Source organism: Stenotrophomonas sp. YJH_SMC_122 (assembly GCF_059369535.1).
Map to the genome: position 1 here is coordinate 58835 of NZ_JCAFST010000015.1, position 21648 is coordinate 80482.

General features: G+C 66.1%; 21 protein-coding genes. 12 read left to right on the forward strand and 9 right to left on the reverse strand.

Features of this window, described 5'->3' with window-relative positions; all coding sequences use genetic code 11:
- Positions 1–221: 221 nt before the first annotated feature.
- From AC5P66_RS17815 to ykgO, 6 genes are all read right to left on the reverse strand, one after another.
- Positions 222–1442: a TraB/GumN family protein gene (locus tag AC5P66_RS17815; RefSeq protein WP_088496762.1), complete on the reverse strand. Its 1221-nt coding sequence runs from the start codon at positions 1440–1442 to the stop codon at positions 222–224.
- 4 nt (positions 1443–1446) lie between these two features.
- On the reverse strand, positions 1447–1977 hold the full coding sequence (locus AC5P66_RS17820) for a GNAT family N-acetyltransferase (protein ID WP_049411472.1): 531 nt from the start codon (positions 1975–1977) through the stop codon (positions 1447–1449).
- 14 nt (positions 1978–1991) lie between these two features.
- On the reverse strand, positions 1992–2879 hold the full coding sequence (locus tag AC5P66_RS17825; RefSeq protein ID WP_099495121.1) for a carbon-nitrogen hydrolase: 888 nt from the start codon (positions 2877–2879) through the stop codon (positions 1992–1994).
- Between the two features lie 161 nt (positions 2880–3040).
- Complete coding sequence (locus AC5P66_RS17830; RefSeq protein WP_099495122.1) at positions 3041–4078, reverse strand: agmatine deiminase family protein; 1038 nt, start codon at positions 4076–4078, stop codon at positions 3041–3043.
- Positions 4079–4117: 39 nt separating this feature from the next.
- On the reverse strand, positions 4118–4417 hold the full coding sequence (locus AC5P66_RS17835; protein WP_373695432.1) for a hypothetical protein: 300 nt from the start codon (positions 4415–4417) through the stop codon (positions 4118–4120).
- A gap of 175 nt (positions 4418–4592) precedes the next feature.
- The gene (gene ykgO, locus AC5P66_RS17840) at positions 4593–4718 is read right to left on the reverse strand and encodes a type B 50S ribosomal protein L36 (RefSeq protein ID WP_005409283.1); all 126 of its coding nucleotides are present in this window, start codon (positions 4716–4718) and stop codon (positions 4593–4595) included.
- Between the two features lie 197 nt (positions 4719–4915).
- Here ykgO and cmk point away from each other — a divergent pair, with 197 nt between their 5' ends.
- From cmk to galU, 8 genes are all read left to right on the forward strand, one after another.
- Entirely contained in the window at positions 4916–5593 is a 678-nt protein-coding gene (gene cmk / locus AC5P66_RS17845) for a (d)CMP kinase (RefSeq protein ID WP_495216533.1), read from the forward strand.
- Between the two features lie 198 nt (positions 5594–5791).
- Complete coding sequence (gene rpsA / locus AC5P66_RS17850; protein WP_005416230.1) at positions 5792–7477, forward strand: 30S ribosomal protein S1; 1686 nt, start codon at positions 5792–5794, stop codon at positions 7475–7477.
- Positions 7478–7564: 87 nt separating this feature from the next.
- Entirely contained in the window at positions 7565–7870 is a 306-nt protein-coding gene (locus AC5P66_RS17855; RefSeq protein WP_005409286.1) for an integration host factor subunit beta, read from the forward strand.
- A 77-nt stretch (positions 7871–7947) separates the two neighbouring features.
- A complete protein-coding gene (locus tag AC5P66_RS17860) occupies positions 7948–8232 on the forward strand; it encodes a LapA family protein (protein ID WP_049411484.1) in 285 nt (94 codons plus the stop codon).
- Between the two features lie 6 nt (positions 8233–8238).
- A complete protein-coding gene (gene lapB, locus AC5P66_RS17865) occupies positions 8239–9417 on the forward strand; it encodes a lipopolysaccharide assembly protein LapB (protein WP_019661300.1) in 1179 nt (392 codons plus the stop codon).
- Between the two features lie 3 nt (positions 9418–9420).
- A complete protein-coding gene (locus AC5P66_RS17870) occupies positions 9421–10410 on the forward strand; it encodes an MraY family glycosyltransferase (RefSeq protein ID WP_099495123.1) in 990 nt (329 codons plus the stop codon).
- Between the two features lie 3 nt (positions 10411–10413).
- Positions 10414–12327 (forward strand): polysaccharide biosynthesis protein, encoded by a 1914-nt coding sequence (locus tag AC5P66_RS17875; RefSeq protein WP_032954120.1) that lies wholly within the window; start codon positions 10414–10416, stop codon positions 12325–12327.
- A complete protein-coding gene (gene galU, locus AC5P66_RS17880; protein WP_032954121.1) occupies positions 12324–13202 on the forward strand; it encodes a UTP--glucose-1-phosphate uridylyltransferase GalU in 879 nt (292 codons plus the stop codon). Before AC5P66_RS17875 ends, galU begins: the two co-directional genes overlap by 4 nt.
- A 476-nt stretch (positions 13203–13678) precedes the next feature.
- Here galU and AC5P66_RS17885 read toward each other — a convergent pair whose 3' ends face one another.
- The 3 genes from AC5P66_RS17885 to AC5P66_RS17895 all read right to left on the reverse strand — a co-directional run bounded on the left by AC5P66_RS17885 (position 13679) and on the right by AC5P66_RS17895 (position 18022).
- Entirely contained in the window at positions 13679–14887 is a 1209-nt protein-coding gene (locus tag AC5P66_RS17885) for an acetyl-CoA C-acyltransferase (protein ID WP_005409292.1), read from the reverse strand.
- 69 nt (positions 14888–14956) lie between these two features.
- Entirely contained in the window at positions 14957–17329 is a 2373-nt protein-coding gene (locus AC5P66_RS17890; RefSeq protein WP_099495124.1) for a 3-hydroxyacyl-CoA dehydrogenase/enoyl-CoA hydratase family protein, read from the reverse strand.
- Between the two features lie 39 nt (positions 17330–17368).
- A complete protein-coding gene (locus AC5P66_RS17895; RefSeq protein ID WP_005416238.1) occupies positions 17369–18022 on the reverse strand; it encodes a TetR/AcrR family transcriptional regulator in 654 nt (217 codons plus the stop codon).
- A 312-nt stretch (positions 18023–18334) separates the two neighbouring features.
- Here AC5P66_RS17895 and ndk point away from each other — a divergent pair, with 312 nt between their 5' ends.
- The 4 genes from ndk to AC5P66_RS17915 are packed head-to-tail and all read left to right on the forward strand — an operon-like array spanning position 18335 to position 21636.
- A complete protein-coding gene (ndk, locus tag AC5P66_RS17900) occupies positions 18335–18760 on the forward strand; it encodes a nucleoside-diphosphate kinase (protein WP_005409295.1) in 426 nt (141 codons plus the stop codon).
- 10 nt (positions 18761–18770) lie between these two features.
- Entirely contained in the window at positions 18771–19976 is a 1206-nt protein-coding gene (gene rlmN, locus AC5P66_RS17905) for a dual-specificity RNA methyltransferase RlmN (protein WP_005409296.1), read from the forward strand.
- A complete protein-coding gene (pilW, locus tag AC5P66_RS17910; protein WP_049413001.1) occupies positions 19963–20748 on the forward strand; it encodes a type IV pilus biogenesis/stability protein PilW in 786 nt (261 codons plus the stop codon). The genes rlmN and pilW overlap by 14 nt, the downstream gene beginning before the upstream one ends.
- 18 nt (positions 20749–20766) lie before the next feature.
- Positions 20767–21636 carry a RodZ domain-containing protein gene (locus AC5P66_RS17915; protein WP_495216534.1) on the forward strand — a complete coding sequence of 290 codons (870 nt, stop codon included), beginning with the start codon at positions 20767–20769 and terminating at the stop codon, positions 21634–21636.
- Positions 21637–21648: the final 12 nt, after the last annotated feature.

Genomic DNA, 21648 nt, shown 5'->3' on the forward strand with positions numbered 1-21648 from the left:
CGGTCGTAGTGGGGCGGCCTCCCCCTTTTTTGCTCGCCGCGTCTGCTTGCCTCTGTAGAGCCGAAGGCAGCGGCAGGAGCCGCTGCCAACGTCGCTTGCGACGGCCCGGAGGGTGTCGGCCAGGACGGCCGGCATAGCCATGCTCGGCTGCTGTTCGCCGCATTGCGGCATCGCCCGGGCATGGGCTCGGGCGCTACAGATTCTGTGGCCGGTTGAGGGGTTTACCCCGCCACCTTGCCCCACACCTTGAACGTGGTCAGCCACAGGCCGAGCATGCTGCCGATGTTGGTCAGCATGAAGGTCAGCACCACGCGGGTAACGCGATTGCGGTACCAGCCCTTCAGGCTCTGCGCGTCGTCGCGCAGCTTCAGGAAGTCCTCGTAGGCTGGCTTGCGCACACGCGCTTCCACCAGTGCCGAGAAGGCGCCGGTCGGGATGCTCAGGCGGAACGGCTTGAACGGGGCCACCGCGATCGCGGTGAGGATGCTCAGCGGGTGACCGCCGGCCAGCAGGCAGCCCAGGCCGGCCAGGCCGCCGGTATACATCGCCCAGGTTGCCAGCAGCTCGGTGCCTACGCCCAGGCCGCCGCGGTAGAAGCCTACGCCGATGCCGGTCGCCACGATCGCCAGGATGCCCAGCGTGAACCACGGGATGTTGCGCTTCTTCGGCACTGCCTCCAGCTCGGCGCGCAGCGGCGCCGGTGCCTCGGTGTCGGTTTCCAGGTGGCGTGCCAGACCCGCCAGGTGGCCGGCTCCGACCACTGCCAGCACTTCGCGCTGGTGCGGGTCGTGTTCTTCGCGCAGGCGGGTGGCCATGTAGCGGTCACGCTCGCCGATGATGGTCTCGTACAGCGCCGGGCTCTCGCTGGCGAACTCACCGAAGCTCGATTCCAGCATGTCGCCCTGCTTGAGCTTCTCGATCTCGTTCTCGCCCACTTCCTCGGACGAGAACAGTCCGGCGCCGAGGCCGGCAACCAGCTTCAGCTTGCCGAAGAAGCCCAGCCGTTGCGACGCTCGGCGGAAGGTCAGGCCGACCTCGCGGTCGATCAGGTGCACCGGCAGGTTGCGTTCGCGGGCGAGTTCCACCGCACGCTTCAGCTCGGCACCGGGCTCGATGTCGAGTTGCTCGGCCAGGCGGCGCTGGTAGGCGGACAGGGCCAGGTTGGCGGCGAACAGGGCGACGCGGCCCTTGCGGATCACCTCGACCAGGTCGAGCTTGGCGAGCGTGTCGGGGTCGCTCAGCGCCTGCAGGCGCTGCGGGTCCAGCTCGACGGCAACGGCATCGAAGCGGCCGCTGTCGATGGCTTTTTCCACGGCCTCGACGCTGGCGCGTGAGACGTGGGCAGTGCCCAGCAGGGTGTAGCGTACGCCGTCGCGTTCGACGACGCGCACCGGCTGGCCGGCGAACAGGTCGTCGCCGGTCTCGGGAAGGGTTTCGGTCATGGGTTCATTCATTGGAGGGTGCGGTGTCGGCGCCATCGCCGAGCGCGCGCTGCATCTGCACGGTGTCGAGCCAGCGGCCATGCTTGCGGCCGAGGCCACGGAACACGCCCACCCGCTCGAAGCCGAAGCGTTCGTGCAGCTTGATCGAGGCGGTGTTGGTCGGTTCGCCGATCACCGCCACCATCTGCCGGTAGCCACGCGCGATGCAGGCATCGATCAAGGCCTGTAGCAGGCCGGTGCCGACACCCTTGCCCTGGAACGCGGCATCGACGTAGACCGAGTTCTCCACGGTCCACTGGTAGGCGATGCGGGTGCGATAGGTGTTGGCATAGGCATAGCCGGCCACCTGGCCGTCGATCTCGGCGACCAGGTAGGGGAAGCCACGGTCGATGATGTCGCGCATGCGGCGCAGCATCTCGTTCGCGTCCGGGATGTCGTACTCGTAGGTATTGACGAAGTCGGTCACTTCCACCGCGTAGATCGCAGTGATCGCGGCGATGTCGGCCGGACCGGCATCTCGGATGAGGACGGCCATGCGCGGGCTCCGGCTCAGTCGATGTAGCGCTTGAGCAGGTCGCCGTAGGCATCGATGCGGCGATCACGCAGGAACGGCCAGATGCGGCGCACATGCTCGCTGCGCTGCAGATCGACATCGCACAGCAGCACGGTGGCCTCGGTGCCGGCCTCGGCCAGGAACTCGCCCTGCGGGCCGAGCACGTGGCTGTTGCCCCAGAACTGGATGCCCGACGCGCCCAGCGGCGAGGCTTCGTGGCCGACGCGGTTGCAGCTCAGCACCGGCAGGCCGTTGGCCACGGCGTGGCCGCGGTGGCTCAGCACCCAGGCGTCGCGCTGGCGGGTCTTCTCGTCCTGCACGTCGTCCGGGTCCCAGCCGATCGCGGTCGGGTACAGCAGCAGCTCGGCACCGGCCAGCGCCATCAGGCGCGCCGCTTCCGGGTACCACTGGTCCCAGCACACCAGCACGCCCAGGCGGCCCACCGAAGTGTCGATCGGCGTGAAGCCGATGTCGCCCGGGGTGAAGTAGAACTTCTCGTAGAAGCCCGGGTCGTCCGGGATGTGCATCTTGCGGTACTTGCCGAGCAGGGTGCCGTCCTTTTCAAACACCACCGCGGTGTTGTGGTACAGGCCGGCAGCGCGGCGCTCGAACAGCGAGCCGACCAGCACCACGCCATGCTTCTTGGCCAATGCGCCAAGGCGCTCGGTGCTCGGGCCCGGAATGGATTCGGCCAGGTCGAACTCGTCCACCGATTCGTGCTGGCAGAAGTACGGGCCGTTGTGCAGTTCCTGCAGCAGCACCAGCTTGGCACCCTGCGCAGCCGCCTCGGCCACGCGTGCTTCGATCACCGCCAGGTTGGCGGCGGCATCACCGTGGTTGCGCTCCTGGATCAGGGCGACGGTAAGGGGGCTGCGCGAGTTCATGCGGGGCGTTCCTGCGGGGGAAAACCTGCATGTTAGCGCGGATGGGCGGCGGCGGCGTGTCGCGCGCTGAATGGGTGCGATCGGTAGTGCCGGCCGCTGGCCGGCAATCCCGTGGATCCATCAGGCAGTGCAGGGTTGCCGGCCAGCGGCCGGCACTACCGTCATGCCTTCAACAGCCCTTCCGGCAGCTGCATGGTGATGCAGTGCAGGCTGCCGTTCTGCCAGATCAGCGAGCGGCAGGGCACCTGCACGATCTCGCGACCCGGGTGCGCCTGGGCCAGCACATCACGGGCCAGGTCGTCGGCCGGATCGCCATAAGCGGGCATCAGCACCGCGCCGTTGACGATCAGGTAGTTGGCGTACGACGCCGCAAGACGGCGGCCTTCGTCGATCACCGGCCGCGCCCACGGCAACGGGAACAGGCGATACGGCTTGCCGTCCTTGGTGCGCAGCGCGGCCAGCTCATTGCCCATCGCCTGCAGCTCGGCGTAGTGCGAATCGCTCTCGTCGTCGCAGGCCTGATAGACGATGCTGTCAGCGGAGGCGAAGCGGGCGAGGGTGTCGATGTGGGCGTCGGTGTCGTCGCCTTCCAGGTAGCCGTGGTCCAGCCACAGCACGCGGTCCTGCTGCAGCCAGTCGGCCAGGTCGGCGCTCAGGCTGGCGCGGTCGCGGTCCGGGTGGCGTTCGTGCAGGCACTTCCACGTGGTCAGCAGGGTGCCTTCGCCGTCGGTCTCGATGCCACCGCCTTCCAGCGCGAACGGAATGCTGCGCACCGGGGCGTCGTTGAACACGCCAGCCTGGTCGAGCACGCCCACCAGCTGGTCATCCAGGGTCGCGTCAAACTTGCCGCCCCAGCCAGTGAAGCGGAAGTCCAGCAGCTGGAAACCGCCGTCGGCGCGGCGCAGGGTGATCGGGCCAGAGTCGCGCAGCCAGGTATCGTCGTAGGCGGCCGTGGTGAAGTGGACCTTGTCCATGTCGATGCGGTTGGAGCGCAGCCGCATTTCGGCATAGGTCTCCACATCGTCGTCGGCCACGCAGATCAGCACCGGCTGGAAGCGGGTGATGGCCGCGACCAGGGCGATGTAGGTCTCTTCCACCTGGCCCAGGCGGTCGGCCCAGTCGGTGTCGGCGGTAGGCCAGGCAATCAGGACGCCGCTCTGGGCTTCCCACTCGGCAGGAAAACGAAGGGTCTGGTTCATGGTCTCGCTACACAGGCCCGCCCAGGGCGGGTAAGGGGATCAACGGATCGGCGGTTTCGGGCCGATTTCGTTCGGGTCCGCCTGGTTGGCCACCACGTCGATCACCTTCTGCTTCTCGAAGTAGACGGTGAACTGCGGGTACACCCAGCGGTTGATGGTCGGCCATTGCCGCTTCTGCCCGCCGCGCGGCTGCAGCTGCTCGCTGGGCGCGCCGAACTGCGCCTGCACCTGCTGCATGCTCTGGCCGCGCACGGGCAGGGCACCGGCCGGCTTCTCGCGGGCACGGTCGACAAGCAGGGTATCGGCCAGTGCCGGTGTGGCGGCGGCCAGGGCGGCCATTACGGCCAGGGCGGACAGGTAACGCTTCATCTCGATCTACTCCCCAGTGGTCAAGAAAGGCGATTACAGCAAAAACGGCAGGAAAAAGCCGCATAAACAAAAAACCGCCCGAAGGCGGTTTCTTGCATCGGGTCGGCCCCGCGTAGGGCCAGCCGCAGCCGGAAGGCTGTGAGGCTTAGCGCTGACGCGCCTTGAAACGCGGGTTCGACTTGCAGATGACGAAGATCTTGCCACGACGACGCACGACCTTGCAGTCACGGTGACGGGCCTTCGCCGACTTCAGGGAGGACAGGACTTTCATGGCATACCTCGGCGTAAACAGTAGTTGTTCGGGTGGAGCGTGGCCGCGATATGCGAAAGACAATCGGCAGTTGACGCTCGTTCAAGCCCGCCATTCTACCGGGCTTTTCCTCGTGGTTTCAAGTGGTTGCACAAAAGATCCCGCTGGGGGCGTCTGGCAGGGGCTAGAATGGCCTCTTCACACGCTCTGGGACCCCCATGAATCCACTCGCTCCCGTCCTGACCATCGACGGCCCATCCGGGGCCGGCAAGGGTACCATCAGCCGCATCATCGCGCGCAGGATGGGCTGGCATTACCTGGATTCGGGCGCGCTGTACCGGGCGGTGGGCGTGGCCGCAAGCGGGGCCGACATCGATACCTCCGACGCCTCGGCGCTGGTGCGCTGCACCTTTGACACCCACGTTCAGTTTGTCGAGCAGGGCGATGCCATGCGGGTCATGGTCAACGGCACCGATGCCACCGACGAGCTGCGCCTGGAGACCACCGGGGCGCTGGCCTCGGCCATTGCCGCCATCCCGGAGGTCCGGGCCGCCCTGAAGGAGCGCCAGCGCGCATTCAGGGAGCTGCCGGGCCTGGTCGCCGACGGCCGCGACATGGGCACGGTGATCTTTCCGGACGCCCCCTACAAGGTCTTCCTGACCGCCAGTGCCGAGGAGCGCGCCGAGCGCCGGCATAAGCAGTTGAAAGACAAGGGGGTTTCTGTTAACTTTGATGACCTCCTGCGCGAGATCATGGCCCGCGACGCCCGTGATGCTCAGCGTACCGTGGCGCCCCTGAAGCCGGCAGACGATGCTGTCCTCATCGACACCACAGGCATCGGCATCGATGATGTCGTTGCCCGAGTGATGGATCTGCTTCCGGTTCCGGCTGCCTGATCCGTTCGCGCGGGAGCACTGCCAGCCGCATCGGCAGTGGTCGCGCAAAGCAGTGCTGTACCAGCTCCGTCGCGCAATGATGCGTGGCGGTTTTCCTACTACACACGACCTGCGTTTCCGGGGTCGACCAACAGGCGGGCGGTCGCCATTCCCCTGAAGGGGACGCCACCGACCCATGTGTCCAACAGAGTAAATCTAATGACCGAATCATTTGCCGAACTGTTTGAAGCCAGCCAGGCCAACCTGGCCAAGCTGAAGCCGGGCGCCATCGTCAGCGGTACCGTTGTTGAAGTCCGCGGCGACGTCGTGGTGATCAACGCTGGCCTGAAGTCCGAAGGCATCGTGCCGATCGAACAGTTCCGTAACGACGCTGGCGAAATCGACGTCGCCGAAGGCGACATCGTCAAGGTCGCCCTCGACTCGATCGAGAACGGCTTCGGCGAAACCGTCCTGTCGCGCGAGAAGGCCAAGCGCGCGATGGTGTGGGACGAGCTGGAAGAAGCGTTGGAAAAGAACGAAACCATCACCGGCCGCATCAGCGGCAAGGTCAAGGGTGGTTTCACCGTGGACATCAAGGATGTCCGCGCCTTCCTGCCGGGTTCCCTGGTCGATGTGCGCCCGGTGCGCGATCCGGCCTACCTGGAAGGCAAGGAACTCGAGTTCAAGCTCATCAAGCTGGACCGCAAGCGTAACAACGTCGTGGTCTCGCGCCGCGCTGTCGTCGAAAGCGAGCACTCGGAAGAGCGCGAGCAGCTGATGGACAAGCTGCAGGAAGGCGCGATCCTGAAGGGTGTCGTCAAGAACCTGACCGATTACGGCGCGTTCGTGGACCTGGGTGGTATCGACGGCCTGCTGCACATCACCGACATGGCGTGGAAGCGCGTGCGTCACCCGTCGGAAGTCGTGAACGTCGGCGACGAGCTGGACGTCCGCGTGCTGAAGTTCGACCGCGAGCGCAACCGCGTTTCGCTGGGCCTGAAGCAGCTGGGCGAGGATCCGTGGGACAACATCGGCCGTCGTTACCCGGCCAACAGCCGCGTCTTCGGCAAGGTCTCCAACGTCACCGATTACGGTGCGTTCGTTGAGATCGAGCCGGGCGTCGAAGGCCTGGTGCACGTCTCCGAGATGGATTGGACCAACAAGAACGTCAACCCGTCCAAGGTTGTCCAGGTGGGTGATGAAGTCGAAGTGATGGTGCTGGACGTCGATGAAGAGCGTCGCCGCATCTCGCTGGGCATGAAGCAGGTTGCCGCCAATCCGTGGGAAACCTTCGCTGCCACCCACAAGAAGGGTGACAAGGTGTCGGGCCAGATCAAGTCGATCACCGACTTCGGCATCTTCATCGGCCTGGACGGCGGCATCGACGGCCTGGTCCACCTGTCCGACATCAGCTGGAACACCACCGGCGAAGACGTCGTTCGCAACTTCAAGAAGGGCGATACCCTGGACGCCGTCGTCCTGGCCGTCGATCCGGAGCGCGAGCGCATCTCCCTGGGCGTGAAGCAGCTGGAGCAGGATCCGTTCGGCCAGTACATGGCTGCCAATCCGAAGGGCTCCAAGGTCGAAGGCGTGGTGAAGGAAGTCGACGCCAAGGGCGCGATCATCGAGCTGGCTGACGGCATCGAAGGTTACGTCTCGGCCCGCGACATCGCCAACGAGCGCGTTGACGACGCCACCCAGCACCTGAAGGTCGGCGACAAGGTCGAAGCCAAGTTCGTGGGCATGGACCGCAAGGGCCGTACCCTGCAGCTGTCGATCAAGGCCAAGGACGACGCTGAAATGCGCGAAGTGCTGGAGGAATACCAGTCCTCTTCGGCTTCCAGCGGCACCACCCAGCTGGGCGCGCTGCTGCGTGCACAGCTGAACGGCAACAAGTCCGAGTAATCGGCGTTAGGCTGTTCGTTGTTTCCTGGACGGCCCGGGCATTGCCCGGGCCGTTTCAGGCTGAGATGCCCCTGATGTGAGCCGGTAATGACCAAATCCGAACTGATCGAAATCCTTGCGCGCCGCCAGGCGCACCTGAAGGCCGATGATGTCGATCTGGCGGTGAAGTCGTTGCTGGAAATGATGGGCGGATCGCTGTCCGCCGGGGATCGCATCGAAATCCGTGGATTTGGCAGCTTCTCGCTGCACTATCGTCCGCCGCGCCTGGGTCGCAACCCGAAGACCGGCGAATCGGTTGCCCTGCCGGGCAAGCATGTCCCCCATTTCAAGCCGGGCAAGGAACTGCGCGAGCGGGTCAGCAGTGTGCTGCCGCTGGACGCCGATCCGGCCTGAGCCTGCCGTCGCGCCACCGCGTGCGAATCCAGCCGCGAGTCGGATAAGCTACGGACTCCTGCCACTGGAGCTGTCGCATGAAGGTTTTTCGTCTGCTGGTCCTGCTGGCGGTACTCATTCTCGGGTTGATCATCGGTGCCATGAACATGGACGAGATGACCATCAACCTCGTTTTCACCCAACTGAAGACCTCGGTCGGCGTGGCAATCATTGCCGCATTGCTGATCGGTGTCATCGTCGGTGCTGGCCTGGTGCTGGTGAGCGTGGTCATTCCGCTCTACGGCCAGCTGCGTCGCGCCAACAAGTCTGCTGTCGCTTCGCCGGCACCGGTTGCTTCCCCCCAATCTTTTGATGGACGTTGATCGAAGATGGATTTCGTCACCGAGTGGTTCTGGTTCTTCCTGTTCGTACCGCTGGCCGCACTGGCCGGGTGGGTGATCGGGCGGCGTGGTGGTCAACGCCACGGTGACAACCAGGTCAGCCGCCTGTCCAGCACCTATTTCCGTGGCCTGAACTACCTGCTCAACGAGCAGCCGGACAAGGCCATCGAGCTGTTCCTGCACATCGCCGAGCTGGACAAGGAAACCTTCGAGACCCAGGTCGCGCTGGGCCATCTGTTCCGCCGTCGTGGCGAAGTCGACCGCGCCATCCGCCTGCACCAGGGCCTGGTCAATCGCCATGACCTGAGTGACGCACAACGCGTGCAGGCCCTGCTGGCCCTGGGCGAGGACTACATGAAGTCCGGCCTGCTGGACCGTGCCGAGACCGTGTTCACCGAGCTGGCCCAGCTGGATCAGCGCGCACCGCAGGCGCTCAAGCACCTGATCGGCATCTACCAGGCCGAGCGCGATTGGGAAAAGGCCATCGACAACGCCACCCGGTTCGAGGATGTCACCGGCGAGCCGATGGGCAAGCTGATCGGGCAGTTCGAGTGCGAACTGGCCGAGCGATTCCGTGGCGCCGGCAAGCTGGAAGAGGCGAGGGCAGCGATCGCCCGCGCCTACCAGGCCGATGCGATGTCGGTGCGCGCCGGCATCATCGAGGGCCGGTTGGAAACCGACGCGGGCAATCCTGAGGCCGCCGTGCGCGCCTTCGAGCGCGCCGCGCGCAACGATCCCGAATACCTGCCGGAACTGCTGCCGGCGTTGATGCAGAACTATCGCAAGGTGGGCGATCTGGCAGGTGCGCGCGCGTTCCTGTCGGAGATGACCGAGCATTACCGTGGCATTGCCCCGGTGCTGGCGCTGACCCGGCTGATGGAAGAACAGGAGGGCGTGGCCCCGGCGCGTGCCTACCTCGGCCGCCAGCTGAAGGATCGCCCGTCGGTGCGTGGCGAGTCCGCGCTGATCGACCTCACCCTCGCCGAGGGCGCCGATTCCACCGCCACCCTGCATGACCTCAAGCACATCACCGACCAGCTGCTGGTGCGCAACCCGGCCTATCGCTGCACCCGCTGCGGCTTCGGGGCACGTACCCACCACTGGCAGTGCCCGAGCTGCAAGGAGTGGGGAACGGTCAAGCCGCTGCTGAACTACGCGGTGCTCTGATCCATGCCCTGGCTTGTGATGGGCGCGCTGCTGGCGCTCGCCCTGCTGAGTGCGCTGCTGACGTGGGCGGCACGCGGCTATGCATTGCGCCGGCAGTTGATGGACCAGCCGGGCGAACGCCGCAGCCATAGCGTCGCCACTCCGCGCGGTGGCGGCATCGCCATCGTCATCAGCCTGCTGGTGACTGCAGCCGTGGCCATCTGGGCCTGGCCCGAAAGCACGCCGACAGTGCTGGTGGCCAGCCTTGGGCTGGTGCTGGTGGCCGGTATCGGCTGGTGGGACGACCACAGGCCCCTGCCAGCGATGCGTCGCCTGCTGGTGCATTTCATCGCCGCAACGCTGCTGGCCGGCCTGGTCAAGGTGAATGGTGGCAGCTGGCTGTTGGCGGCGCTGGTGCTGCTGTTCACCGCCTCACTGATCAACATCTGGAATTTCATGGACGGCATCAACGGCATTGCCGCCAGCCAGGCCGTCGTGGCGATGCTGGGGCTGGCGCCGGTGCTGCCGTGGCCCTACTCGCTGGCTGCCGTGGCCCTGGGCCTGGCCTGCCTTGGATTCCTGCCGTTCAACTTCCCTCGGGCCCGGATCTTCATGGGCGATGTCGGAAGCGGCGCGTTGGGGTATGCGGTCGCAGCGGTGCTGGCGCTCGCCAGCGTGCGTACCGATATCAACTGGATCCTGCTGCTGGTCCCGGTTTCGCCGTTCCTCGTGGACGCAGGCTTCACACTGCTGGCGCGCATCATTTCGGGACAACGCTGGATGGAACCCCATACCCAGCACGTCTACCAGCGCGCGGTGCAGGCAGGAGCCAGTCACCCCCAGGTGACAGGGATGTACTTTGCTTTGGGCCTGTTCAGTATTACAGTGTTCAATGTCTGCTCCAATCTGCAGCCGAGGTGGGAGGCTGCCGTGGCGATCGCGTGGTTCACCGCGCTGAGCGTCCTCTGGCTCCTCCTGCGCAATGGAATGCGCTACCGACAAGGAAATACCTGACTTATGGCTTCACCCTGGCGGGACAGAATCCTCGGCCTGATGCCGCGTTCGGCCATCGTCTGCCACGACCTCTTCATGGTCTGGGCATGCTGGCAGTTGCTCCATGCAGGGCGTTACTCGATCCTGCCCAACGCTCCGGCGCTGCCCCTGTGGAACGTCGATACCACCCTGGTCCTGCTGCTGCAGGGCCTGGTGTTCTGGCGCGTGGGCCTGTATCGCGGGCTGTGGCGGTTCGCCAGCGTCAGCGACCTGCTGAACATCTTCAAGGCCAGCTTCATCGGCATGGTCGCCATCGTCCTGGTGCTGATGTGGAAGCGCTTCGACGGCGTGCCGATGTCGGTGCTGGTGATCTACCCGTTCGCGCTGTCGGCACTGTTGGGCGCACCGCGCCTGCTGTACCGGGCCTGGAAGGACTACCAGGCACTGCAGTCCGATTCCAGCGCCCGCCGCGTGCTGATCCTCGGCGCCGGCCAGGCGGCGGAAACACTGGTGCGCGACCTGCGTCGTTCCGGCAACTTCGAGCCGGTCGGCCTGCTCGACGATGCACCGCACCTGCGGGGTGCCAAGCTGCAGGGCCTGCCGATCCTCGGCACCCTGGATGACGCCCCGACGGTGGTCCGCGAGACCGCTGCCAAGCTGCTGGTCATTGCCATGCCGTCGCTGGATGCCGCAGGCATGCAGCGCGTTGTCGCGATCTGCGAAAGCACCGGCGTTCCGTTCCGTACCGTGCCCAAGCTCAGCGACATCCTGCAGGGCCAGTCGCTGCCAGGCCAGCTGAAGGAAGTGGCGATCGAAGACCTGCTGGGCCGCAAGCCCATCATGCCGGACTGGAACCTGATCCGAGGCTGGTTGGGCGGGCGCACCGTAATGGTTACCGGTGCCGGTGGTTCGATCGGCTCGGAGCTGTGCCGCCAGTGCGCGCGGCACGGTGCCGGTCGCATCATCCTGCTGGAGATCAGTGAACTGCTGTTGCTGACCATCGAAGGCGAGCTGCGGCGCAGCTTCCCCGATGTCGAGATCGAGGCGGTGTTGGGCGACTGTGGCGACCCGGCCGTGATCCGCCACGCGCTGTCGCTGCACCCGGTCGATACCGCCTTCCATGCCGCCGCCTACAAGCACGTGCCGGTGCTGGAGCGCCAGCTGCGCGAAGCGGTGCGCAACAACATCCTGGCGACCGAGAACGTCGCCCGCGCGTGCCTGGAAGCCCGCGTGGAGCATTTCGTGTTCATTTCCACGGACAAGGCGGTCGATCCGGTCAATGCGCTGGGTGCGAGCAAGCGCTACGCCGAGATGATCTGCCAGAGCCTGGACCAGAAGTCCACGCACACCCGTTTCGTCACGGTGCGCTTCGGCAACGTGCTGGCGTCGGCCGGCAGCGTGGTGCCGCTGTTCCGCGAGCAGATCCTGCGCGGTGGTCCGGTCACGGTCACGGACCCGGAAGTCAGCCGTTACTTCATGACCATCCCCGAGGCCTGCCAGCTGATCCTGCAGGCGGCCGCGTCGGCGTCGCATGGTGCGATCTACACTCTGGACATGGGCGAGCCGGTGCCGATCCGCGTGCTGGCCGAACAGATGATCCGCCTGACCGGCAAGCAGCCGTACAAGGACATCCAGATCATCTATACCGGCCTGCGCCCGGGCGAGAAGCTGCACGAGACCCTGTTCTATTCGGACGAAGACTACCGTTCGACCGCGCACCCGAAGATTCTCGAGGCCGGCGTGCGTACGTTCTCGCGCGACCTGGTGCTGGGCAATGTTCCGCGCCTGCGTGAGGCGATTGCCAGCTACGACACTGCCAGCATCCAGGAAATCCTGTTTGCGACGATGCCGGAATTCTCGCCAATCGAACAGGATGCTTACATTTCATCCGCTAAAGTCGTGCCCTTTCCGGCACGTGAGGCGAACAGGCACCAATGAGCAAGCGAATTCGCAAGGCAGTTTTCCCGGTGGCAGGACTGGGAACGCGTTTTTTGCCAGCAACCAAGACTGTGCCGAAGGAGATGCTGCCGATCATTGATCGGCCGCTGATCCAGTACGCCGTGGATGAAGCCATCGAAGCCGGCTGCGACACGCTGGTGTTCATCACCAACCGCTACAAGCACGCCGTCGCCGATTATTTCGACAAGGCCTACGAGCTGGAGCAGAAGCTCGAGCGCGCCGGCAAGCAGGAGCAGCTGGAGCTGATCCGGCATGTGCTGCCCAATGGCGTGCGCGCGATCTTCGTGACCCAGGCCGAGGCGCTGGGCCTGGGGCACGCAGTGCTGTGTGCCAAGGCTGTGATCGGTGACGAGCCGTTCGCGGTGCTGCTGCCCGACGATCTGATCTGGAACCGCGGTGCCGGTGCGCTGAAGCAGATGGCCGACCTCAATGAGGCCAGCGGTGCCAGCGTGATCGCGGTCGAAGACGTGCCGCACGAAAAGACCGCCAGCTACGGCATCGTCGCCACTGAGGCGTTCGATGGCCGCAAGGGCCGCATTTCGCAGATCGTCGAGAAGCCGAAGCCGGAGGACGCGCCGAGCGACCTGGCGGTGGTCGGTCGCTACGTGCTGAGCCCGAAGATCTTCGAACTGCTGGAACAGACCCAGACCGGTGCCGGCGGCGAGATCCAGCTGACCGATGCGATTGCCGAGCTGTTGAAGACCGAAGAAGTCGATGCCTATCGTTTCGAGGGCACCCGCTTCGACTGCGGTACGCACCTGGGGCTGGTGGAGGCGACGATCCGCTTCGCGCTGGACAACCCGAAGCTGGCCGGCCCGGCGCGGGAGAAGCTGGCGGCGATGCTGGCGGAATAAGGGGTTTATCAAGCGCTCCGTCAGCGCTTTGATTGATACGTGATGGGCGGGACGGGTGGGCCGTTGCAGGACACGCCGTAAACCCGTCCATGGGGGCTCGATGGCGCCATCCATGGCGCCAACGGTCCTGCAACGGCCCACCCGTCCCGCCTGTTAGGTTTCCTGCGGGCGCGGACGGGAAGGGCGGAATCAAGGGCAGAAGCAAAAGCAAAAATGGCAGCCACTGGCTGCCTTTTTTCGTGGGTTGGGGTCAGATCCCTTTGCGAAGCAAAGGGATCTGACCCCGGCCTTTGACCCTGCCTTTGCTCAACCCTCCGCCGCGGGGGGCTGGAAGGGCCGGGTTGGCAGGGCTGCCCGGGACCGTTGGCGCCATGGATGGCGCCATCGAGCCCCCATGGATGGGTTCACGGCGTGTCCCGGGCAGCCCTGCCAACCCGGCCCACGCCATGAAGCCCAACGAGGCAACGCTTTGAACCTTACAGCGCCTCGAAAATACCCGCCGCACCCATGCCGGTGCCGATGCACATCGTCACCATGCCGTACTTCTGCTGGCGACGACGCAGGCCGTGCAGCAGGGTCGCGGTACGGATCGCGCCGGTCGCGCCCAGCGGATGGCCCAGGGCGATCGCGCCGCCCAGCGGGTTGACCTTGCTCGGGTCCAGGCCGCAGTCGCGGATCACCGCCAGCGACTGCGCGGCGAAGGCTTCGTTGAGCTCGATCCAGTCCAGCTGGTCCTGGGTCAGGCCGGCCTGCTTCAGTGCCTTCGGGATCGCGGCGATCGGGCCGATGCCCATCACTTCCGGGCGCACGCCGGCCACCGAGAAGCTGACGAAACGCGCCAGCGGGGTCAGGCCGTAGTCCTTGATCGCCTGCTCCGAGGCCAGCAGAACGGCACCGGCGCCGTCGCTCATCTGCGAGGAGTTGCCAGCGGTGACGGTGCCGCCGAACTGGCCGTTGCGGAACACCGGGCGCAGCTTGGCCAGGCCTTCAGCGGAGGAGTCCGGGCGCGGGCCTTCGTCGGTGTCGGCGATCTTGTTGCGGGTGATGATGCGCTGGCCATCGGCCAGGTCCGGCAGGTGCGAGACGATCTCGTACGGGCTGATCTCGTCCTTGAACTCGCCGTTCTGGATCGCGGCCATGGCCTTCTGGTGCGAGGCCAGGGCGAAGGCGTCCTGGTCTTCGCGCGAGACCTTCCACTCTTCGGCGACCTTTTCGGCGGTGATGCCCATGCCGTAGGCGATGGCGACGTGGTCGTTGTCGAACACGCTCGGCGCCATGGCGATCTTGTTGCCCATCATCGGCACCATCGACATCGACTCGGTGCCGCCGGCCAGCATCAGGTCGGCGTTGCCCAGGCGGATCGCATCGGCGGCCTGCGCTACGGCCTGCAGGCCGGAGGAGCAGAAGCGGTTCACGGTCTGCGCGGCGATGGTGTTCGGCAGGCCGGCCAGCAGCACGCCGATGCGCGCCACGTTCATGCCCTGCTCGGCTTCCGGCATGGCGCAGCCGATGATGGCGTCATCGATGCGATTGACGTCCACACCCGGGGCCTGGGCGACGACGCTGCGCAGCACGTGCGCAAGCATGTCGTCGGGGCGGGTGTTGCGGAACATGCCCTTGGGCGCCTTGCCAACCGGGGTACGGGTGGCGGCGACGATGTAGGCGTCCTGGATTTGCTTGGTCATTGCAATGATCTCTTGAATAGGGGTTGGAAGAGGTTGCCGGCCAGCGGCCGGCACTACCGATGTCTTCCGTCAGTTCCGCAGCGGCTTGCCGGTCTTGAGCATGTGCGCGATGCGGGCCTGGGTCTTTTCCTGCTGGGCCAGTTCGACGAAGTGCTTGCGCTCCAGGGTCAGCAGCCACTCTTCGTCGACCAGGGTGCCGCGGTCGACCTTGCCGCCGCACAGCACGGTGGCGATGCGCTCGGCGATCTCGTAGTCGTACGGGCTGATGAAGCGGCCTTCCAGCATGTTGACCAGCATCATCTTGAAGGTGGCGATGCCCACGTCACCGGCGACCTGGATGCGGCGTGCCGGCAGCGGCGGGCGGTAGCCGGCTTCGGCCAGGGCGCGTGCTTCGGCCTTGGCGATGTGCAGGGCCTCGTAGCTGTTGAACACCACCTTGTCGGTGCTGCGCAGCAGGCCCAGCTCCTTGGCGTTGACCGCCGAGTTGGACACCTTGGCCATCGCCACGGTCTCGAAGGTCTTCTTCAGTTCGGCGAACACGTCGCCACCCGGACCGGCGGCCTGCGAGGCGCGCACGGCCAGCTCCTTCAGGCCGCCACCGGCCGGCAGCAGGCCGACGCCGGCCTCGACCAGGCCGATGTAGCTTTCCAGGAACGCCACGGTCTTGGCGCTGTGCATCTGGAATTCGCAGCCGCCACCCAGCGCCAGGCCACGCACGGCGGCCACCACCGGCACCAGCGAGTACTTGATGCGCTGGCTGGTGCGCTGGAAGTTGGCCACCATTTCCTCGAACTGGTCGACCTTGCCGGCCTGCAGCAGGCCCAGCGCGCCGGCCAGGTCGGCACCGGCGGAGAAGGGTTCCTTCTGCTGCCAGATCACCAGGCCCTGGAAGTCCTTCTCGGCGCGGCTGACGCATTCCTGCAGGCCATCCAGCACCTGGTCGGACACGGTGTTCATCTTGGTCTTGAAGCTGACCACGGCGATGCCATCACCGTCGTGCCACATGCGCAGGCCGTCGTTCTCGAACACGGTTTCGCCCGGCGCGAACTGCTCGCCCAGCAGCGGATCCGGGAAGCGCTGGCGCTGGTACACCGGCAGCGACGAACGCGGCAGCTTGGCGTTGCGCGACGGGCTGTAGCTGCCTTCGGCGGCGTGCACACCGTCGCGGCCATCGAACACCCAATCCGGCAGCGGGGCGCTGCTCATGCTCTTGCCGGCCACGATGTCATCGGCGATCCACTGCGCCACCTGCTTCCAGCCGGCAGCCTGCCAGGTCTCGAACGGGCCCAGCGACCAGCCGTAACCCCAGCGGATGGCCAGGTCGACGTCGCGCGCGGTCTCGGCGATATCGGCCAGGTGGTAGGCGCTGTAGTGGAACAGGTCGCGGAAGGTCGCCCACAGGAACTGCGCCTGCGGGTGCTGGCTCTCGCGCAGCTTGGCGAACTTCTCGGCCGGGTTCTTGGTCTTCAGGATCTCGACCACTTCCGGGGCGGCGGTGCGGTCGGCCGGGCGGTAGTCCTGCTTCTCCAGGTCCAGCACGACGATGTCCTTGCCGACCTTGCGGAAGATGCCGGCGCCGGTCTTCTGGCCCAGCGCGCCCTTGGCAATCAGCGCGTCCAGCCACTTCGGCGACTTGAAGAATTCATGCCACGGGTCATTCGGCAGGGTATCGCCCATGGTCTTGATGACGTGGGCCATGGTGTCCAGGCCGACCACGTCGGAGGTGCGGTAGGTGGCCGACTTCGGGCGGCCGACCAGCGGGCCGGTCAGGCCGTCCACTTCATCGAAGCCCAGGCCGAACTGCTGGGTGTGGTGGATGGTCGACAGGATCGAGAACACGCCGATGCGGTTGCCGATGAAGTTCGGGGTGTCCTTGGCATACACCACGCCCTTGCCCAGGGTGGTGACCAGGAATGCTTCCAGGCCTTCCAGCACGGCGGCGTCGGTGGTGGTGGCCGGGATCAGCTCGGCCAGGTGCATGTAGCGCGGCGGGTTGAAGAAGTGCACGCCGCAGAAGCGGTGGCGCAGCTGCTCGGGCAGCACGTCGGCCAGCTTGTTGATGCCCAGGCCCGAGGTGTTGGAGGCCAGCACCGCGTGGTCGGCCACGAACGGGGCGATCTTCTTGTACAGGTCCTGCTTCCAGTCCATGCGCTCGGCGATGGCCTCGATGATCAGGTCGCAGTCCTTCAGCTGCTCCAGGCCGGACTCGTAGTTGGCCGGGGTGATGGCTTCGGCCAGCGACTTGCTGGCCAGCGGCGCGGGGCTCAGCTTGCCCAGATTGGCGATCGCCTTCAGCACGATGCCGTCGGCCGGACCTTCCTTCGCAGGCAGGTCGAACAGCACGGTGTCGACGCCGGCGTTGGTGAGGTGGGCGGCGATCTGGGCACCCATGACGCCGGCACCCAGCACGGCGGCGCGGCGGACTAGCAGGGAATTGGACATGGTGTAGGGCCTTTGTTGGTCAGCAGTTACTGGGTGGAATCAAACGGAAGCGGGCAGGGCGCTGGCGCGTGCGGCGGCGCGGAACCCGGCTTCGGCGAAATGGATCAGTTCGTGGGCGGCATGGGCACGATGCGCCGCTTCGGTGACACCGGCGGGACGCTTGATCAGCCCGAAGTCGGCCATCGCATAGGTGAGCGAGCCGGCCAGGAAGTCGAGGCGCCAGTACAGCTCTTCCTTGCTCAGGTCCGGCACGCATTCGCCGATGGCCTTGCCGAACGCACGCAGCACGTGGCCGTAGTGGTCGGACAGGAACTTGCGCAGGTTGTCGTTCTTCTCGGCGTAGGCGCGGGCGATCACGCGCACGAAGGCGCCGCCGTTCTGGCGGTCCTGGGCCAGCGCCAGGGCCGGCTCGACGAAGGCGGCCAGCACCGGGCGCAGTTCGCCAGGGTGCTCGGCGCGGGCGCGTTCGAGCTGCGACAGGCGGGCGCCGGTCATTTCGTCCATGCGGCGGCGGAACACCTCGTTGACCAGGTTTTCCTTGGAGCCGAAGTGGTAGTTGACCGCTGCGATGTTGACGTCGGCCTGGCTGGTCACCTGGCGCAGCGAGGTACCGGCGAAGCCGTGCTGTGCGAACAGCTCCTCGGCCGCGCCGAGGATCCGGTCCTTGGTCGAGAAGTGGGCGGGTTTGGCCATCGGCGGGCAGACCTTAATCAAACGATTGTTTGATACTAGGACCAGACGGTAGCGTATGGCATTTTGCAGTGCAGCAAAAATGGCTCGGACGGTCAGAATCCGCTCAGCTGGGTGAATGGGGTGGTGCCGGCCGCTGGCCGGCAGCCCGAGGTTGAATGGTGACCGGTGCCGGCCAGCGGCCGGCACTACCATGGCGCCGCTTTATCTTTTACAATTCGCCTACGTTTATCAGGCTAAGCCCGCGTCCCGACGCGGGTTTCTTTCATGTTACCCTTCGGGCCATCAGCGGCCCGATTCCATTGGAGACATCCCATGGCGCTGGAGCGCACCCTTTCGATCATCAAGCCGGACGCCGTTGCCAAGAACGTCATCGGCGAAATCTACGCCCGCTTCGAGAAGGCCGGCCTGAAGGTCGTGGCCGCCAAGTACAAGCAGCTGTCCCGTCGTGAAGCCGAAGGCTTCTACGCCGTGCACCGCGAGCGTCCGTTCTTCAACGCGCTGGTCGAGTTCATGATCTCCGGCCCGGTGATGATCCAGGCCCTGGAAGGCGAGAACGCCGTCCTGGCCCACCGCGATCTGCTGGGCGCCACCAACCCGAAGGAAGCCGCGCCGGGCACCATCCGCGCCGACTTCGCCGAATCCATCGATGCCAACGCCGCCCACGGCTCGGACTCGGTCGAGAATGCCGCGATTGAAATCGCCTACTTCTTCGCCGCCACCGAAGTCGTCTCGCGCTGAGAGTAATGCCGTGAACGAGGTCGTACAGTCCCCCGCCATCCAGCCGCTGCCGAAGTCGGCACCCACGGCTGGCAAGCAGAACCTGCTCGACCTCGATCGCGCGGGCCTGGAGAAGTTCTTCGTCGAGGTTCTCGGCGAGAAGAAGTTCCGTGCCCACCAGGTGATGAAGTGGATCCACCATCGCTACGTCACCGATTTCGATGAAATGACCGACCTCGGCAAGGTCCTGCGCGCCAAGCTGCAGGCCCATGCCGAGGTGCTGGTTCCGAACATCGTGTTCGACAAGCCCTCCGCCGACGGCACCCACAAGTGGCTGCTGGCGATGGGCGTGGATGGCAAGAACGCCATCGAGACCGTGTACATCCCGGACAAGACCCGCGGCACGCTGTGCGTGTCCTCGCAGGTCGGTTGCGGCCTGAACTGCACGTTCTGCTCCACCGCCACCCAGGGCTTCAACCGCAACCTGACCACCGCCGAGATCATCGGCCAGGTGTGGGTTGCCGCACGCCACCTGGGCAACGTGCCGCACCAGATGCGCCGCCTCACCAACGTGGTGATGATGGGCATGGGCGAGCCGCTGATGAATTTCGACAACGTCGTGCGCGCCATGAGCGTGATGCGCGACGACCTGGGCTACGGCCTGGCCAACAAGCGCGTGACCCTGTCGACCTCCGGCCTGGTGCCGCAGATCGATCGCCTGTCTGCCGAAAGCGACGTGTCGCTGGCGGTGTCGCTGCATGCGCCGAACGACGCGCTGCGCGAGACGCTGGTGCCGCTCAACAAGAAGTACCCGATCGCCGAGCTGATGGCCTCGTGCGCACGCTACCTGCGCGCCAACAAGCGCCGCGAGTCGGTCACCTTCGAATACACCCTGATGAAGGGCATCAACGACAAGCCCGAGCATGCCCGCGAGCTGGCCCGCCTGATGCGCCAGTTCGACAACGCGGTGCAGGCCAAGGATTCGGGCAAGGTCAACCTGATCCCGTTCAATCCATTCCCGGGCACCCGCTACGAGCGTTCGGAAGAGGCGCACATCCGCGCCTTCCAGAAGATCCTGCTCGACAGCAACGTGCTGACCATGGTCCGCCGCACCCGTGGCGACGACATCGATGCCGCCTGTGGCCAGCTCAAGGGCCAGGTGATGGACCGCACCCGCCGCCAGGCGGAGTTCAACAAGACGCTGCAGGCAGGGAAGGGGAGCGATGCCGCGGCCTGACCGCCTCTGGCTGGTTCTGTTCGCAGGCGTGCTGGCCGTTGCGGTCGGCGGCTGCAAATCCCATCCCAAGGCCAAGCTCGGGCCGAGTCAGGCGCCGGTCTATTCGGTGGGTGACCCGGAAAGCGTGCGGCGCGAAGTGCGCTGGCGCGATCTGTTGACCCTGGCGACCCGTGACATGCAGGTCGGCAATCTCGACGCCGCCGAGCGCAAGGTGCGCGAAGCGCTGAAGCTGGCGCCCGAGGCGCCCGATGCGCTGGTGCTGCAGGCCGGCATCGATGGCCGTCGTGGCCGCACCCGCCAGGCGGGCGACCATTTCCGCAGGGCCGCCGAGCTGGCGCCGCAGCGCGGAGACGTGCTCAACAACTACGGTGCCTGGTTATGCCAGCAGGGCCAGCCGGCCGAATCGCTGGTCTGGTTCGACCGGGCGCTGCAGGCGCCGGGCTATGCCACCCCGGGCGAAGCGCAGGCCAATGCCGGCAGCTGCGCGCTGGACGCTGGGCAGCTCGAACGTGCCGAGCGCGACCTGCGCGCGGCACTCGTCGCGGCGCCGGCCAACCCGGTTGCGCTGGAGTCGATGGCCCAGCTGAGCTTCCGCCAGGGCCGCTACATGGAGGCCCGGGCCTTCGCCGAACGTAGGATTGCGGCTGCACCCGCAACGCGTTCCGTGTTACAACTTGCGTCTCAAATCGAAGCGAGGCTGGGCGATCGGGCGGCATCTGATCGCTATCTGCAGCGGATTCGACAGGAATTTCCGCAGGAAGCGGGCTCCTAACTCCAGGGTTGATGCATTGTGATTGATGACCAGACTGTGAGCGCTCTCGAGACTGCGGCCGGCTGCGGCACCCGCCTGCGCCAGGCCCGTGAAGCGGCCGGACTGACCCTCGAAGATGTCGGCTCGCGCCTGCGCATGCCGGTCCAGGTGGTCAAGTCCCTGGAAGAGGAACAATGGCAGAAGCTGGGGGCGCCGGTGTTCGTGCGCGGCCAGCTGCGCAGCTATGCGCGCCTGCTCGACGTGGACGTGGGCGAGCTGCTGGAACGGGCCCAGGTCGGCCCGGTGGTGCCGCCCACTCTGGTCAGCCATACCCATACCCCCCGTGCGCGCCGCATTGCCGAGAACCTCGGCCGGCGCGTGCTGTATGTCGGTATCACCGCCGTGCTGGCGGTGCCGGTGTGGTTCGCCACCCGTGGCCACTTCGACGGCAGCGCGACCCCGTCGCCGAGCACCGCCTCGCTGGACGTGATCCCGGCCGCCGTGCCGGTCACGCCGTCCGCAGCCGGTAGCGAGACGGCCGCCCCGGCCGAAGCGACCACGGCCCCGGCCAGCAAGCCGGCGGCCACCCCTTACGTCGCCTCGCTGGCCCCGGTGCCGCGCCCGGCGCCGGCCCCGGCTGCCGGCAATGCGCTGGAAATGCAGTTCAGCGGCGACAGCTGGGTCGACATCGGCGGCCCGGACGGCAGCACCGTCGAGAAGGCGCTGATCAAGTCCGGCGAGACCCGCAGCTTCACGCCGGGCCAGGTGACCCGGGTGACCCTGGGCAACGCCTCGGCGGTCCAGGTTCAGCAGAACGGCGCTATCGTCGATCTGACCCCCTACCAGCGAGCCAACGTGGCACGCTTTCAGGTATCCTCTGAAGGCTCCGTAGTCCCGGTTTCGCACTGAGGCGCGGTTTCA

Coding starts and splice junctions, on each gene's coding strand:
- AC5P66_RS17815 (WP_088496762.1), bottom strand. CDS start 1,442: ATGACCGAAACCCTTCCCGAGACCGGCGACGACCTGTTCGCCGGCCAG.
- AC5P66_RS17820 (WP_049411472.1), bottom strand. CDS start 1,977: ATGGCCGTCCTCATCCGAGATGCCGGTCCGGCCGACATCGCCGCGATC.
- AC5P66_RS17825 (WP_099495121.1), bottom strand. CDS start 2,879: ATGAACTCGCGCAGCCCCCTTACCGTCGCCCTGATCCAGGAGCGCAAC.
- AC5P66_RS17830 (WP_099495122.1), bottom strand. CDS start 4,078: ATGAACCAGACCCTTCGTTTTCCTGCCGAGTGGGAAGCCCAGAGCGGC.
- AC5P66_RS17835 (WP_373695432.1), bottom strand. CDS start 4,417: ATGGCCGCCCTGGCCGCCGCCACACCGGCACTGGCCGATACCCTGCTT.
- ykgO (WP_005409283.1), bottom strand. CDS start 4,718: ATGAAAGTCCTGTCCTCCCTGAAGTCGGCGAAGGCCCGTCACCGTGAC.
- cmk (WP_495216533.1), top strand. CDS start 4,916: ATGAATCCACTCGCTCCCGTCCTGACCATCGACGGCCCATCCGGGGCC.
- rpsA (WP_005416230.1), top strand. CDS start 5,792: ATGACCGAATCATTTGCCGAACTGTTTGAAGCCAGCCAGGCCAACCTG.
- AC5P66_RS17855 (WP_005409286.1), top strand. CDS start 7,565: ATGACCAAATCCGAACTGATCGAAATCCTTGCGCGCCGCCAGGCGCAC.
- AC5P66_RS17860 (WP_049411484.1), top strand. CDS start 7,948: ATGAAGGTTTTTCGTCTGCTGGTCCTGCTGGCGGTACTCATTCTCGGG.
- lapB (WP_019661300.1), top strand. CDS start 8,239: ATGGATTTCGTCACCGAGTGGTTCTGGTTCTTCCTGTTCGTACCGCTG.
- AC5P66_RS17870 (WP_099495123.1), top strand. CDS start 9,421: ATGCCCTGGCTTGTGATGGGCGCGCTGCTGGCGCTCGCCCTGCTGAGT.
- AC5P66_RS17875 (WP_032954120.1), top strand. CDS start 10,414: ATGGCTTCACCCTGGCGGGACAGAATCCTCGGCCTGATGCCGCGTTCG.
- galU (WP_032954121.1), top strand. CDS start 12,324: ATGAGCAAGCGAATTCGCAAGGCAGTTTTCCCGGTGGCAGGACTGGGA.
- AC5P66_RS17885 (WP_005409292.1), bottom strand. CDS start 14,887: ATGACCAAGCAAATCCAGGACGCCTACATCGTCGCCGCCACCCGTACC.
- AC5P66_RS17890 (WP_099495124.1), bottom strand. CDS start 17,329: ATGTCCAATTCCCTGCTAGTCCGCCGCGCCGCCGTGCTGGGTGCCGGC.
- AC5P66_RS17895 (WP_005416238.1), bottom strand. CDS start 18,022: ATGGCCAAACCCGCCCACTTCTCGACCAAGGACCGGATCCTCGGCGCG.
- ndk (WP_005409295.1), top strand. CDS start 18,335: ATGGCGCTGGAGCGCACCCTTTCGATCATCAAGCCGGACGCCGTTGCC.
- pilW (WP_049413001.1), top strand. CDS start 19,963: ATGCCGCGGCCTGACCGCCTCTGGCTGGTTCTGTTCGCAGGCGTGCTG.